The 13,708-nt window shown below is 65.6% G+C and carries 14 protein-coding genes and 2 tRNA genes; 2 read left to right on the top strand and 14 right to left on the bottom strand.

The annotated features are described in order from the left end of the window. Positions 1-162: 162 nt before the first annotated feature. Positions 163-888 carry a type 1 glutamine amidotransferase gene (locus tag IOC82_RS03010; protein ID WP_290544683.1) on the top strand — a complete coding sequence of 242 codons (726 nt, stop codon included), beginning with the start codon at positions 163-165 and terminating at the stop codon, positions 886-888. Here the strand turns inward: IOC82_RS03010 and prmB are convergent, their stop codons facing one another. From prmB to IOC82_RS03025, 3 genes are all read right to left on the bottom strand, one after another. Beyond that, the gene (prmB, locus tag IOC82_RS03015; RefSeq protein WP_290544684.1) at positions 889-1,824 is read right to left on the bottom strand and encodes a 50S ribosomal protein L3 N(5)-glutamine methyltransferase; all 936 of its coding nucleotides are present in this window, start codon (positions 1,822-1,824) and stop codon (positions 889-891) included. A gap of 89 nt (positions 1,825-1,913) precedes the next feature. Further along, a complete protein-coding gene (locus tag IOC82_RS03020; RefSeq protein WP_290544685.1) occupies positions 1,914-3,062 on the bottom strand; it encodes an MFS transporter in 1,149 nt (382 codons plus the stop codon). Continuing rightward, positions 3,055-4,221 (bottom strand): MFS transporter, encoded by a 1,167-nt coding sequence (locus tag IOC82_RS03025; protein ID WP_290544686.1) that lies wholly within the window; start codon positions 4,219-4,221, stop codon positions 3,055-3,057. The genes IOC82_RS03020 and IOC82_RS03025 overlap by 8 nt, the downstream gene beginning before the upstream one ends. Positions 4,222-4,326: 105 nt before the next feature. Here IOC82_RS03025 and IOC82_RS03030 point away from each other — a divergent pair, with 105 nt between their 5' ends. Further along, complete coding sequence (locus IOC82_RS03030) at positions 4,327-4,965, top strand: MBL fold metallo-hydrolase (RefSeq protein WP_290544687.1); 639 nt, start codon at positions 4,327-4,329, stop codon at positions 4,963-4,965. A gap of 9 nt (positions 4,966-4,974) precedes the next feature. Here IOC82_RS03030 and IOC82_RS03035 read toward each other — a convergent pair whose 3' ends face one another. The 11 genes from IOC82_RS03035 to IOC82_RS03085 all read right to left on the bottom strand — a co-directional run bounded on the left by IOC82_RS03035 (position 4,975) and on the right by IOC82_RS03085 (position 13,485). Further along, the gene (locus IOC82_RS03035) at positions 4,975-5,382 is read right to left on the bottom strand and encodes a hypothetical protein (RefSeq protein ID WP_290544688.1); all 408 of its coding nucleotides are present in this window, start codon (positions 5,380-5,382) and stop codon (positions 4,975-4,977) included. Between the two features lie 53 nt (positions 5,383-5,435). Next, positions 5,436-6,134: an HAD family hydrolase gene (locus IOC82_RS03040; protein ID WP_290544689.1), complete on the bottom strand. Its 699-nt coding sequence runs from the start codon at positions 6,132-6,134 to the stop codon at positions 5,436-5,438. 3 nt (positions 6,135-6,137) lie between these two features. After that, complete coding sequence (locus IOC82_RS03045; protein ID WP_290544690.1) at positions 6,138-6,830, bottom strand: L,D-transpeptidase; 693 nt, start codon at positions 6,828-6,830, stop codon at positions 6,138-6,140. Positions 6,831-6,930: 100 nt separating this feature from the next. Then, entirely contained in the window at positions 6,931-7,308 is a 378-nt protein-coding gene (locus IOC82_RS03050; protein WP_290544691.1) for a hypothetical protein, read from the bottom strand. A gap of 276 nt (positions 7,309-7,584) precedes the next feature. Next, positions 7,585-8,430, bottom strand: coding sequence for a 3-mercaptopyruvate sulfurtransferase (gene sseA / locus IOC82_RS03055; protein ID WP_290544692.1), 846 nt, complete (start codon positions 8,428-8,430; stop codon positions 7,585-7,587). Continuing rightward, positions 8,427-9,146, bottom strand: a complete 720-nt coding sequence (locus IOC82_RS03060; protein WP_290544693.1) for an alanyl-tRNA editing protein — start codon at positions 9,144-9,146, stop codon at positions 8,427-8,429. Before IOC82_RS03060 ends, sseA begins: the two co-directional genes overlap by 4 nt. Further along, positions 9,143-10,168 carry a cysteine synthase A gene (locus IOC82_RS03065; protein WP_290544694.1) on the bottom strand — a complete coding sequence of 342 codons (1,026 nt, stop codon included), beginning with the start codon at positions 10,166-10,168 and terminating at the stop codon, positions 9,143-9,145. The genes IOC82_RS03060 and IOC82_RS03065 overlap by 4 nt, the downstream gene beginning before the upstream one ends. Positions 10,169-10,316: 148 nt before the next feature. Next, on the bottom strand, positions 10,317-11,012 hold the full coding sequence (locus IOC82_RS03070; RefSeq protein WP_290544695.1) for a hypothetical protein: 696 nt from the start codon (positions 11,010-11,012) through the stop codon (positions 10,317-10,319). A gap of 317 nt (positions 11,013-11,329) precedes the next feature. Beyond that, positions 11,330-11,405, bottom strand: a tRNA-Asn gene (locus tag IOC82_RS03075). Between the two features lie 94 nt (positions 11,406-11,499). Next, entirely contained in the window at positions 11,500-13,278 is a 1,779-nt protein-coding gene (locus tag IOC82_RS03080; protein ID WP_290544696.1) for a 1-deoxy-D-xylulose-5-phosphate synthase, read from the bottom strand. A gap of 133 nt (positions 13,279-13,411) precedes the next feature. Beyond that, a tRNA-Cys gene (locus tag IOC82_RS03085) sits at positions 13,412-13,485 on the bottom strand. Positions 13,486-13,708: the final 223 nt, after the last annotated feature.

The raw sequence follows: 13,708 nt of genomic DNA on the forward strand, positions 1-13,708 counted from the left end.
CCGGGCCCCGGCAGGGCCTGGCAGCACGGCTGCGCCGCCGCCCCGGCGCGTGCCAGCAATGCGATCGGGTCTCATGTCCGAGTCTCGACATTGGGGCGATTTTCCGTCAATCCGCTTCATCGCCCGGGTCCGAGGACGCCCCCGGGGCAACGGGGTTCTGCAATGATGCGCGCACTCGTCTTCCAGCACATGGATCATGATCATCCGGGCCGTTTCGTCGATTTCTTCGCGGCCGACGGCATTGTGCCGGAGCCGGTGCGCCTGTTCGAGGGCCAGGAGATTCCGCCGCTCGCGCCCTATGACGTCCTCTTCGTGCTCGGCGGCGCGCAGGATACCTGGCAGGAGGACCAGTTCCCCTGGCTCGCCGCCGAAAAGCAGGCGATCCGCGAATGGGTGGCCGAACGCGCGAAGCCTTACTTCGGTGTCTGCCTCGGCCACCAGCTGCTGGCGGCAGCGCTCGGCGGCGAGGTGGCGCTGGCGGAGGAGGGCGAGGTTGGCGTTTTCGATGTGACGCTCACCGCGGAAGCGGCGTCACACCGGCTCATGCAGGGGCTGGAGCCGAGCCATAAGGTCATGCAGTGGCATATGGCGGAGGTGAAGCGCGTGCCGGAGCAGGCGCGCGTGCTGGCCTCCTCGGCCCGCACACGCGTGCAGGCGCTGGCCGTTGGCGAGCATGCCATGAGCACGCAGTTCCATTGCGAATTCTCGCCCCAGACCGTGGCCTCGTGGTCGTCGCTGCCAAGCTATGTCGCCAATCTCGAAAAGCACCGCGGCGCCGGCGCCTATCCCCGGCTGGTGCGCGAGGCCTTTCCGCTCATGCCCCAGATGGAGCGCATGACCAGGCGCATGTACGATAATCTCGCGCTCGCCTCGGGCCTGCGGAAGTAATCAGAGCGCAGCTTCCAGCAGTTGCTCGCGGGTGATCCAGAATACCTCGCCCTCGGACTCCTCGGTGTCGAGCCACAGGAAGTCGAGCTGCGGATAGTTGTCCACCAGCCGCTCGCGCCCGGTGCCGATCTCGCACAGCAAACCGCCGCCCGGGTTCAGATGATCCGCGGCCTCGCCAAGGATGCGGCGCACGATGTCAAGCCCGTCCTCGCCACCCAGATGCGCCATCACCGGCTCATGCCCATATTCCGGCGGAAAGGCCGCAACCTCGCCCCCCGCCACGTAGGGCGGATTGGCGATGATGATGTCATAGCTGCGGCCCTCGACCGCGTCGAACAGGTCCCCTTGCAGCAGGCTGACGCGGTCCGCAACGTCATGCTCGTCGATATTGATGCGCGCCACCTCCAGCGCATCGGCAGAGAGGTCAGCCGCATCCACCTCCGCATCGCGGAAGATGCCCGCGGCGAGGATGGCGAGGCAGCCGGAGCCCGTGCACAGGTCAAGAACGCTGGTGACGGCCGCGGCGTCCTCGATCAGAGACGCCTCGCCGCCGCCGAAGACACCGGAGAACATCAGCTCGCCGATATAGGAACGCGGCACGATCACCCTTTCGTCCACATAAAAGGGCACGCCCTGAATATAGGCGCGCTTCACGAGATAGGCCGCGGGCAAGCGCGTATCGATCCGTGCACGGATGAGGGCGGCCAGCTTCTGCTTCTCGGCCTCCAGCAGGCGCGCGTCGAGCCAAGGGTTGATGTCGTCGACAGGCAGGTGCAACGCCTCAAGGATCAGGAAGGCCGCTTCATTGGTAGCGGAAGTGGTGCCATGGCCATGCACCAGCTTGGCCGCGCGGAATTCGGACAGCGCCCAGCGCAGGAAGTCACGGACGGTCGAAAGCTGGCTGGCCGCGGCGCCGGCGGTTTGCTGTTCGGGCATGGCTTAGGTCCCCGTAGCGAAGAGGGCTTGAATCACGGAAGGCCAACAATCGACGCCCCGCCACGGAAAGTCCAGACCGGCGGCTGCGCTCAGCGGGCAGGACGCCGCTCCCCCGTGGCGCCGACGGTCGCCGAGATGACAAACACCATGAACACCGCCGCCATGGTGAAGGGCAGCCCGTCCGGTCCGAAGCCCGCAATGGACCAGCCGGCCACCAGCGAGCCTGCCAGCGCGCCAAGACCCCACATCGTCGAGAAGGAGGCCGTGCCGGTGACCAGTTCATGGCCGGAGAAGCGCTCGCCCAGTTCCGCCAGCGCCACCGTGTAGATGCCAGCCGCCGCCGCCCCCATCACGGTCAGCACCGGCCACAGCATCCATGTGCCGAAGACGAAAGGCACCAGGAAGGAGCTCGTCCCACTCAACACGCCGCAGCCCACCATCACCCAGCGTTTGTTGAAGTGATCGGCGCACCAGCCGATGGGAAATTGCAGCACGGTGTTGCCCAGCACGAAGGCGGTGAGGGCCAAGGCAGCCATGTCCTGGTCGAAACCCTTCTTGACCGCATAGACCGGCAGGAAGCTGAGGTTGGCGGCATCGAGGATGGCGAACATGCCGACCGCGAAGAGCAGGATCGGCGCCTTCCTGGCGAAGGCGATGACGGAGAGGGGCGTCTCGTCCTCGCTGTCCACCTCTTCGTCCTTGACGAAGAAGATGGGGATGATGGCGAAAAGCAGCACCGCCGCGCCTACGAGAAAGGGCAGCGCCCCTTCCGTTCCGGTGAGGCCGATGATCGCCGGGCCGCCGCCGAAGCTCAAGGCGAGAATCGAGGTGTAAAGCGCGAGGATGCGCGAGCGCCACGCACCCTCCGAGAACTTGACGATCCAGGCTTCGCTGATGGCGAAGAGGATCGACACGAAGAAGCCCTGAAGGACGCGGAAACCGAACCACCACCAGAATATGGGGAAGAAGGGATAGGAGACGATCACCGCCGCCGTCAGCAGCCCCGCGCCGATCACGGCTTTTTTGGCCCCGAAGCGCTTCACCACATAGGGAATGACGAAGACCGAGAGCACAATGCCGGCGGGGTGCATGGCGGCGTTGTAGCCGATCCATTGCGAAGGGATGCCGCGGCTCTCCATGATGAGCGAGAGCAGCGGGAACATCAGCCCGAAGGTGAAGCCAAACACGGTGATGGCGGCTATGGCTGCCAGCAGGTTGATAAAACGCTGCCTATCCACGTGGCGCTCTCCGCACCAGCTTGCCGCCCGTTACGACGAGACCCGCCAGCAGCAGCACATAGAAGAAGGCAAGGGTCAGCGGCATGGCGTGGATGCCGAAGAGGTCGATGGCAGCACCCGCCACCGGCGGTCCGATGAGGCCCCCCACGCCCCACATGGTGGCGACCGCCGCGGTCCCCGCCATCAGGTCCGGACCCTTGAATGTGTCGCCCATGGTTGCGAGGCCCACGACGTAAGTCGCGAAGGCCATGGGGGCGAGCACCATCATGACCGGCCACACCGACCAGTGCCCGATGACGGCGAGCAGGCTCAGCGACAGGACCACGGTCAGCATCGCGGAGAGATACATCACCGCCTTGCGCGACCAGTGGTCGGCAAGCCAGCCCAGCGGATAGGATAGCAGCACGTTACCGATGATGCCGATGCCCAGAACACGGCTGGCCACCGCAAGGTCGAGTCCGTTCCGGATACCATAAATGGTGAAGAAGGCGATGAGCACATTGTCGAACAGCGTTGCCGCGCCAATCGCATAGAGCAGCATGGGCGCGCGGCGCACGAAGCCAAAGAAGCTGCTGCTGCCCGCGTGCCTCTGGAACTGCTCGTCCGACACCTTGACGAAGGCGAGCGGCAGGATGGCGAGGAGGATGCAGACGATGCCAATGCCCCAGGGCAGGAAGCCTTGAATGCCTGTCCACGGCAGGATCAGCGGCCCGGTGGCGAAGGTGACGGAGAGCAGCGAGGTGTAGATGCCCATGACCCGCCCTCGATTTTCGCTGGTCGCGGCTGAGAGGATCCACGCCTCGCTCACCACGAAGAGGGCACCCGTCGACAGCCCGAAGAAGAAGCGCAGCGGGAACCACATCCAGACAGGAAGCGAACTGATGGCCGCAAGGCTGACGACCAGCACGCCGATGATGACCAGCACGCTGCGCTTGGTGCCGGCACGGGCGATGATGCGCGGCAGGAAGGGCCCGGCCATCAGGATGCCGATCGGACCCATGGCGGAGTTGAGGCCGATGGCCCATGCGGGCCAGCCGCGTTCGTTCATCAGCAGCGGGATCAGCTGCAGTGTCAGGCCGAAGGCAATGTCGCACGCGCCCACCGTTGCCAGGGCGGCTATGATGATCCCGGTGCGCGATGAGCTCTCGGCTGTTGGCATGGTCTCTGGGGTTATTTGAACTATTGTTCAACAAGCTCTAGAGGGCCGCTCCTCGCCGGGCAAGGCGGTTGCGCGGCGATTGAGGCGCAGCTATGCACTGCCGCCATGACACAGTTGAAAGCCTTCGTCATCCCGGTCACTCCGTTCCAGCAGAACTGCTCGCTCGTTTATGACGAGGCGAAGAAGGTGGGCGCCATCGTCGATCCTGGCGGCGACGTTCCGGTGATCCTCGATGCCATCAGTCAGTCGGGCGTCAGGATAGAGAAGATTCTGCTCACCCATGGCCACATCGACCATGCGGGCGGCGCGGCGGAGTTGGCGGAGACGCTCGGAGTTCCCATCGAGGGCCCGCACGAGGAGGATACGTTCCTGCTCGACGACCTCGCCGCGACAGGCGCGAAGTATGGGTTCGAAGCCCGCCCGGTCAAGCCGGACCGCTGGCTGAAGGACGGTGACACCGTCACCGTGGGCGACCTTGAATTCAAGATTTACGAAGCACCAGGGCACACGCCGGGGTCTGTCGTGTTCTTCAACGACGCGAACCGCTTCGCGCTGGTGGGCGACGTGCTGTTCCAGGGCTCCGTGGGCCGTACCGATTTTCCGCGGGGCGACCATGCGACTCTGATCCGCTCGATCAAGGACAAGCTCTATCCGCTGGGCGATGACGTGGTCTGCCTGCCGGGCCATGGCCAGCTCTGCCAGATCGGGCAGGAGCGCGAGACCAACCCGTTCCTGAACGAGTAGGAAAGACCCTTACGTCTTCATCTCGACGAGGCGCGAGTTGGAGGCGAAGAAGGCGTCACCGGTGTTCTTGAACATGCCGCACTCCTGAGCACCCTTGCCCCAGGTCTCGCAAAACTGCGTGCCGTTGGCTGTCCACTTGCCCACACCGCCGCCCTTCGCGTCATCCTGGAAGCTGAAGGTGCCGTCGGCGTTGTAGGTGACGAAGCCGTTACCGTCCGGCCGCGTGTACTGGAATGTCTTGCCGGTGATGGCCGTCTTGATCTGGTCCGCCGTGAAGTTGGTGATCGGAACCGGGGTTTTCGCCGTGGTGGCGGACTGGCCGTCATTGGTGATGCGCACGCCCTTGGGGCCGGCGCAGGCGGCGAGCGGCAGGGCCAGCGCGGCGGCGGCGAGGATGTGGAGCAGGTGTCTCTTCAAGATCGGTCAGTCCTTGGACGGTTGGCCGCATGTGCCACAGGCGGCAGGAGCCATCAAGTCATTTGGGCGATGAGGCCGGGAAGTGCATCCAGTGCGGCGATGCGGCGGTAGCGCGGCTCATGCTCCGGGGCCTCCTCGTGCTCCAGCACCCAGGTCAGGTCATGCGGCACGTAGACGCCCCAGCTTCCGGCGCGGATCGCGGGCACGACATCGGATTTGAGCGAATTGCCCACCATCATGGCGCGCTGCGGCCCGTCGCCATGGCGGGTGAAGATGCGCTCATAGGTCTCCGCCGTCTTTTCGCTGACGATCTCGACGGCGGAGAAATAGTCGCCGAGCCCCGACTGCGCCAGCTTGCGCTCCTGGTCGAACAGGTCGCCCTTGGTGATGAGCAGGATGCGGTACTGCCCCGCCAGCTCATCGAGTGTGTCCTTGACGTGGGGAAGCGTCTCCACCGGGTTCTGCAGCATCTGGCGGCCGAAGCTCAGGATCTCGGCGATGACGGAGGCGGAGACCTGGCCATTGGTCACCTCCACCGCCGTCTCGATCATCGAGAGCGTGAAGCCCTTCACGCCGAAGCCATAGAAGCGCAGGTTGCGGCGCTCGGCCTCCAGGAGCTTCGCCGCGATCACCTCATGCGCGCCATGTCCGGAGAGGAGTTCGGCGAAGCGCTGCTCGGTCAAGCGGAAAAAAGTCTCATTCTGCCACAGCGTGTCGTCGGCATCGAAGGCGATGGTGCTGAGGCCCGCCATGGCTCAGGCCCCCCGCGACGGGCGCACGGTGACCGGCGTGCCGACGATCACCTGGTCGTAGAGCTCTGCGATATCCTGGTTCAGCATGCGGATGCAGCCCGATGACATGGCCTTGCCGATCGACTGCGGCTCGTTGGTGCCATGGATGCGGTAAAGCGTATCCTGTCCGCCGGCATAAAGGTAGAGGGCGCGGGCGCCCAGCGGATTGTCCGGGCCGCCGGGCTGACCGTTAACCCATTCGCGCGCACGCGGATCGCGTTCCACCATCTCGCGCGGCGGCACCCAGCGCGGCCAGCGCCGCTTCATGCCGATCTGGGCATAGCCTTCCCAGGCGAAGCCGGCGCGGCCCACGCCCACGCCATAACGCATTGCGGAGCCATAAGCGAGCACGTGGTAGAGGAAGCGGTTGTCGGGGTCGACGACCAGCGTTCCCGGCTCCTCCGGTCCGTCGAACGCGACCATCTGGCGGCGGAACTTCTTCTTGATGCGGCGGTCGGGGATGATGGGAACGGGAAAGTCAATGGGGCTTTCGGCGGGCGGCAGCAGGTCGGGGTCGAACAGCTCGCCGCCCGCATCCGGCCCCGCCTCCATGCCGCCGAAGGGGTCCGTTTCATTGCCATAGAACTGTGCGAAAGCAGTGCGGCCGCCAAAGCCAAGGGCAAGGCCGGAAATCAGCAGCAGGCGCCGCGAAACCATCAAATCAACCCCAAACATCAATCCGCTGTCGGCAAAGCCTATCGGGCCTGCGCGGGGCATCATCTTGGACAGGCTGTGGCCCAAATGTGGCGGCAGAGGCCTAGGAGGCGGGCGAGAAAACCGCCTTGCCGGCCTGATAGGTGTTGGGTGCCGTGCCGCGGGCGAAGGGATAGCAGCTCATCGGCACGCCGCCCGGCAGCCAAGGCGGAGAGGGATCGAAGCTCTCGCAGAGCTGGCCGTCCTTGGTCATCCATTTGCCCTTGGTTTTGCCCTTGCCGTCGACCTCGACCAGCGAAGAGCCGTCCTCGGCATAAAGCGTGGTGCCGGTGTTGTTGGGGCCCTGGAAGCGCCAGCTTCGGCCGGCCAGGGTGGTGCGGATTTCGGCTGCGGTCATCACGGAAGGAACGTCCGTGGCGCTGGGCTTGCCCATGCCGGGAAAGCCCGCGCAGCCCGCCAGCGCCAGGGCCAGCAGCGCCAATGCCGCCACTCCGCGTCGATCATTCACCCACAAGCGCATCCGATGATCCCCACAATGGCCCCATTGGGTCTTAAATACACAATAACCACGCGCAAGCATAGGCACCGGCGCACTTGTTGCTACACCTTGAAAACGCGGCAGGATTTGGGCGGCAGGAGGTGGCTTCCGGCATGGGGGCTACCGGTGGATCCACCGGGAGTGCGGCGCGCGTCGCCCGCCACCCGCAGGCCTGCCCTCCACCCCTGTCCGGCTTGCAGGCTCGCGTGTAAACCCGTGTCACGCGCCCGTCGCGGCCGCCGCATCCGGATCCCCGCCCCATTCGGTCCACGATCCGTCATAAAGAGCATGCTCGCGCGCACCCGTGAGGGTGAGGCCCAGTGAGAGGATGGCGGCGGTGATGCCTGAGCCGCAGGACGTGATGACGGGCCTGGCAAGGTCGATGCCGGCGGCCTTGAAGGTGGCGGCGATGTCCTCGCGGGACTTCAGCGTGCCGTCGGGGTTGAGGAGGCTCGCATAATGGACGTTCTTCGCGCCGGGCATGTGACCGGCGCGGACATGCGCGCGCGGCTCCACCTCCTCGCCGCGGAAGCGGGTGGCGGAGCGGGCATCGGCAACTTGCGCGGTGCCCGATTTCAGCGCCGCGGCGACGTCCCTCATGTCTTTCACCATGGAGCCCTTGAAGCGGGCGGTGAAGTGGCGCTCCTGGCAGGGAAGGGCCGGGCCGTCCTCGGTGGCGCGTTCCTCCGCCAGCCATTTCTTGAGGCCGCCGTCGAGGATGGCAACGTCGTCATGGCCGAAGACCTTGAACATCCACCAGGCGCGCGCGGCGGAGAAGAGACCCACCGAGTCATAAGCGATGACGCGCTTGCCGTCGCCGATCCCCATCTTGCGCATGCGCGAGGAGAATTTCTCCGGGCTCGGCAGCATGTGGGGGAGGCTCGACGTGGTGTCGGAGAGTTCGTCGATGTCGAAGAACTGGGCGCCGGGGATATGCGCGTCGCGAAATTCCTTCCTGGCATCGCGGTTGGCCGTGGGCAGGTGCCAGGAGGCATCGATGATGGCGATGTCGGGGGAGCCGAGGTGATCCTCAAGCCACTGGGTTGAGACGATGTCGTTGCTCATTGGAAGGCCACCCTGATGCGGCGGTTGATCTTGCCCTTGTTCTCGATCTTGGCGACCACCACGGGGCCAATCGCGGCGGTGGAGGAGAGATGCGTGCCGCCGCAGGGCTGGAGGTCCACCTTGCCGTCGGTGCCGATCATGACGAGGCGGACAGACCCCGTGCCCATCGGCGGCTTCACCGACATGGTGCGGATCAGATGCTGGTTCGCTGCCATCTCCTCATCCGTGATCCAGCGGAAGGAGACGGGATGGTCTTCGGTGATCAGGCGGTTGAGCGTGGCGGTGAGTTCGGCCTTGCCGGGGATCTGGCCTTCTGGGATGTCGAAGTCGATGCGACCGCCATCCTCGCCGATCGATCCGCCCGTCACGGGGAAGGGCACCGAGGCGCAGAGCAGGTGCATCAACGTGTGGGCGCGCATGTTGCGGTAGCGGTTGGCCCAGTCGAGGATGAGCGTCACCCTGGAGCCGACGCCGGGGAGCGTCGTGCCTTCGGCGGGGACGTGGACGACGTCCTTCGCCTCGTCATAGACGGTGGTGGCGATGGTGACGGTGCCGCCGTCCCAGCGAAGCGTGCCCTTGTCGCCCGGCTGGCCGCCGGCGGTGGCGTAAAACACCGTGCGGTCCAGCAGGATGCCGCCCTTGCCGTTGATGCCGGTGACTGTCGCCTCGCAGTCCTTCAGATAGGCGTCGTCACGGAACAGCAGGGCCGCGGTCAAGCCGGGACCTCTTGCGCGACGTTCGGCACGTCCGGCGTCTTCTCGAGCCAGGCCGGCACGGGCAGGTTCTTCCCGCGCAGGAAGGCGGGGTTGAAGAGCTTGGACGCATAGCGCGTGCCATAGTCGCAAAGGATGGTCACGATGGTGTGGCCGGGGCCCATCTGCTTCGCCATGCGGATGGCACCCGCCACGTTGACGCCGGTCGAGCCGCCCATGCACAGGCCCTCGTGTTCGAGGAGGTCGAAGGCGATCGGGATCGCTTCCGCATCGGGGATCTGGAAGGCGTCGTCGACGATGGCGCCCTCGAGGTTCGCGGTGATGCGGCCCTGACCGATGCCTTCGGTGATGGAGGAGCCCTCGGCCTTCAACTCGCCGTGCTTGTAGTAGTTATAGAGCGCCGCTCCCATTGGGTCGGCCAGCGCGATCTTGATGTTCGGATTGAAGGACTTGAGGCCCATGGAGACGCCCGCCAGCGTGCCGCCGGAGCCGACGGCGCAAACGAAGCCATCGACCTTGCCATCGGTCTGGCGCCAGATCTCGGGCGCGGTGCCCTCGATATGGGCCATGCGGTTTGCCGTGTTGTCGAACTGGTTGGCCCAGACCGCACCCATGGCCTTCGCAAGCCGGCCCGAATACTTCACGTAGTTGTTGGGGTTCTTGTAGGGAACGGCCGGCACCTCAACGAGCTCGGCGCCCAGTTGGCGCAGCGCGTCCTTCTTCTCCTGGGCCTGGGTGTTGGGGATGACGATCACCGTACGGAAGCCCATGGCATTGGCGACCACCGTGAGGCCGATCCCGGTATTGCCCGCCGTGCCCTCGACGATGGTGCCGCCGGGCTTCAATTCGCCCCGCGCAATGGCGTCGCGGATGATGAACAGGGCCGCACGGTCCTTCACCGACTGGCCGGGATTCATGAACTCGGCCTTGCCCAGAATGGTGCAGCCGGTGAGCCCGGAAGCCTTGCGGAGCCTGATAAGCGGCGTGTTGCCGATGGCGGCGATGACGTCTTGCTTGATATCCATGGGGATAGTGATGCCCCAGCGGGCGGATTCCGTCAAATCGCCAACCGGCGGGGCGGCGCTTCATCGCGTCGCTGAGGCAGGAGGCCATGCCTGCAAAACAGCAGGGCGCCGGATAGACGGGCGCCCTGCGTCAATCGGTTCGCGATGCTCAGTAGCAGGGAGGATAGGGATAATAGCCGCAAGCCGGGGGAGCGTAGTAGCCGTAGGGGTGCGCGACAGCTGCACCGACGGCCGCACCGGCGACCGCGCCGGCCGCAATCCCGGCCGCAACCGGAGCGCCGTACCAGGCGTGGTAGCCGCCGTGCCAGCCGGCACCGCCAACGGCAAAGCCGCGCGGACCCGCCGCGAACCAGTCGATGAACACCGCCGCCGGGCCCTTGAGACCCTTCAGGTCGCCTTCGAGCACGTCAACGTCGAAGGTCAGCGTGGCGCCGTCAAGCTTGGGGTTCTTAAGGACTACAACCGCATCGGTCACGCCGTCCTTGTCGCCGCCCAGCACGGAGACGGTGGCGTTGGGCGGGTCCTTCTTGAAGCTGTCCTTGCCGTCACCCCAGCGTGAGATGAAAAGCTCCGTGGTTTCGTGTCCGGCGGCGCGCACCGGGCGGTCGGCGAAGATGATGACGCTCCGGGTGACGCCGGTGAGGGTGAGCGTGTTGCCCTCCAGCGTGGCGCCGTCGGAATTGATCACGCCGAGCGAGGGCACCGGGGCCTGAGCCTGCGGCTGTCCAATGGTCTTCTGCAGCGGAATATGCGGATTGGCGGGTTCGGCGGCGCCGGCCACCGATGCCGCGAGCGCAAGACCCGCCGCCATGGCTGCGGCGCGGGTAAGGAACTTGAGGTTCATTCTGTGGTCTCCTTCGAGCTTTCTGTTCTGCCGTGATCCCGATGCGACCGCAGAAGGCGGCGGAATGTCCAAGCGGTGCGGAAATGCATAGCAGGCACAATGCCCGTTCGCCACCCAATTGCGGCCAAACTGCGGGCGCGTTTTGCTGCAGCATGATCTGGCGCATGTTCTTGCCGATGAGATGATTCCGCCCGATCGGAACATGCGCCGGGCGGCTTCACGCCGTCCCGCCGCAACATGCTGAAGAACGTGGATCTGTCCAAGCGCTGCCCGAAGGCGGCCTCCGAGGCCTGATCTTTCGCGCTGCGGAGGAAGGTTGGCTCCCCGACCTGGACTCGAACCAGGGACCATTCGATTAACAGTCGAATGCTCTACCAACTGAGCTATCGGGGAATTTCAGATCGGCGCTATAGCAGAGGGGATCAGCCGGGAAAAGCACTTTCTGCGCGGGCGGGACATCCCTCTGCCACGGTGGAAAAGCGCTGTGTCAGGTCGCAAGTGCGGCCCGGATTCCCGCTGCGATGGCGCGGCTGTCGAGGCCTGCGTCGGCATATTGCTCGGCGGGCGCGCCATGGGCCACGAAGCGGTCCGGCAGGGTAACGGCGCGCAGGCGCGTGCGGCCCAGCAGGTCCTTCGCTGCGAGGTGCTGCAGCACGTGGGATGAAAAGCCGCCGATGGCGCCGTCCTCCACCGTCACCAGCAGCGGGTGGTGGCGGGCCAGGCCTTCGACCAACTCGGTGTCCAGCGGTTTGCAGAAGCGGGCATCCGCCACGCTGGCCGCGATGCCCAGCGCCGCCAGTTCTTGCGCCGCCGCGAGGGCCGCCTCCAGCCTGGCGCCCAGCGACAGAATGGCAACATCGGTGCCTTCGCGCAGCAGTCTGCCGCGGCCGATGGCAAGGGGGCGGCGTTCCAGCGCATCGTCGGTTCCGGCCGCCTCGCCGCGCGGGTAGCGGAAGGCGATGGGGCCCTCGTCATAGGCGACGGCCGTGGCCACCATGCGGCGCAATTCTGAAGCGTCCGCCGGCGCCATCACCACCATGCCGGGCAGCATCGCCATATAGGCCAGGTCGAAGGAACCGGCATGGGTGGCCCCGTCCTGGCCCACGAGGCCCGCGCGGTCGATAGCGAAGCGCACGGGAAGCCGCTGCAGCGCCACGTCGTGCACCACCTGGTCGAAGCCGCGCTGCAGGAAGGTGGAATAGATGGCGCAGACCGGCGTCATGCCTTCGCTGGCGAGGCCCGCGGCCAGCGTCACGGCATGCTGTTCGGCAATGCCCACGTCGACGGTGCGGTTAGGAAACCGTTCCGCAAAGATGTCGAGCCCGGTGCCCGACGGCATGGCCGCGGTGATAGCGACCAGCTTCGGGTCGCGTTCGGCGGCGGCGATCAGACTTGCCGCGAAGACCTGGGTGAAGGTTGGCGCATTGGCCTTGGCCGTCTTGAAGGCGAAGGTGACGGGATCGAACTTGCCGACGGCGTGATATTTCTCCTTGTCCGGCGCTTTGAAGGGATGGCCACGGCCCTTCTCGGTGACAACATGGATGAGGATGGGGCCGGATTCCTCCGTGTCGCGCGCCCGGCGCAGGCTGGCGAGCAGGGCCTTCATGTCATGCCCATCGACCGGACCCTCGTGGCGGAAGCCAAGGCCCTCGAAGACGCTGGGAAGCTTGCCCCTGCGCAGTGCTGCGAGGTGGCCGTTGAGCGCGCCCACGGCTGGCGCGATCGACATGCCATTGTCGTTGAGAATGACGATGAGGCGGCTCGGCAGGCTGCCGGCATGGTTCATCGCCTCCCAGGCCATGCCGCCGGTGATGGCGCCATCGCCGATCACCGCGATCACATGGTTGCCGCCGCCGGTAAGATCACGCGCCAGCGCCATGCCGAGGGCGGCGGAGATCGAGGTCGAACTGTGAGCGGCGCCGAAGGGGTCGTATTCGCTCTCCTCGCGCTTGGTGAAGCCATAGAGCCCGCCACGCTGCCGGATGGAGCGGATGCGCTCGCGCCGTCCCGTAAGGATCTTATGGGGATAGGCCTGATGGCTCACATCCCAGATCAGCTTGTCGCGCGGCGTGTCGAACACATAGTGCAGCGCCACGGTGAGTTCCACAACGCCCAGCCCGCCGCCGAAATGGCCGCCCGTCTCCGCCGCCGCCGAGATCACCTCGGCGCGGAGTTCATTCGCCAGCCGCGGCAAGTCTTTCGGCGAAAGCAGCCGGATGGCCTCCGGTGTGGGCGCGCGGTCAAGGAGAGGTGTCAACTTGTCCATACAGAGAAGTGTAACACTTCATTGACGCTTCGCCAAGCGGCCCGGAAGCCCGCGGCTGCGCAGCCAGCCTGATCACCCGGGCCGGCCACCACGGCTGAGCGGCTCTCCCCGGTCCTCGCCAGTGTGGAAGATGTGGAGGCCTCGCCCGGAATCGAACCGGGGTGCAAGGATTTGCAGTCCTCTGCGTAACCACTCCGCCACGAGGCCTTCTTGTTTTTCAATGACTTACGTCTTGAGTGGCAGTCTTGTATGGCACGCTGGGCGAAGCCTGACAAGGGCCAATGTCACTGCCTGTCGGTAGCACACGATATGACCGGTTTAAGTAGCACACGATCTGTCCGGTAGGCTGGCCCTTTTTTGGGGGTCAGCATGAGCCGGACGGAAGCCCGAAGGGTTGTGCGAATGATGAAGTTCATGAGCGTTTTTGGCC

The sequence above is a fragment of the Aestuariivirga sp. genome (assembly GCF_020252395.1).
In the GTDB taxonomy this organism is placed as follows: Bacteria; Pseudomonadota; Alphaproteobacteria; order Rhizobiales; family Aestuariivirgaceae; genus Aestuariivirga.

Bases quoted from the DNA above. Each gene is read 5' to 3' on its own strand.
- IOC82_RS03010 (WP_290544683.1), top strand. From the start codon at position 163: ATGATGCGCGCACTCGTCTTCCAGCACATGGATCATGATCATCCGGGC.
- prmB (WP_290544684.1), bottom strand. From the start codon at position 1,824: ATGCCCGAACAGCAAACCGCCGGCGCCGCGGCCAGCCAGCTTTCGACC.
- IOC82_RS03025 (WP_290544686.1), bottom strand. From the start codon at position 4,221: ATGCCAACAGCCGAGAGCTCATCGCGCACCGGGATCATCATAGCCGCC.
- IOC82_RS03030 (WP_290544687.1), top strand. From the start codon at position 4,327: ATGACACAGTTGAAAGCCTTCGTCATCCCGGTCACTCCGTTCCAGCAG.
- IOC82_RS03040 (WP_290544689.1), bottom strand. From the start codon at position 6,134: ATGGCGGGCCTCAGCACCATCGCCTTCGATGCCGACGACACGCTGTGG.
- IOC82_RS03045 (WP_290544690.1), bottom strand. From the start codon at position 6,830: ATGGTTTCGCGGCGCCTGCTGCTGATTTCCGGCCTTGCCCTTGGCTTT.
- sseA (WP_290544692.1), bottom strand. From the start codon at position 8,430: ATGAGCAACGACATCGTCTCAACCCAGTGGCTTGAGGATCACCTCGGC.
- IOC82_RS03065 (WP_290544694.1), bottom strand. From the start codon at position 10,168: ATGGATATCAAGCAAGACGTCATCGCCGCCATCGGCAACACGCCGCTT.
- IOC82_RS03070 (WP_290544695.1), bottom strand. From the start codon at position 11,012: ATGAACCTCAAGTTCCTTACCCGCGCCGCAGCCATGGCGGCGGGTCTT.
- IOC82_RS03080 (WP_290544696.1), bottom strand. From the start codon at position 13,278: ATGGACAAGTTGACACCTCTCCTTGACCGCGCGCCCACACCGGAGGCC.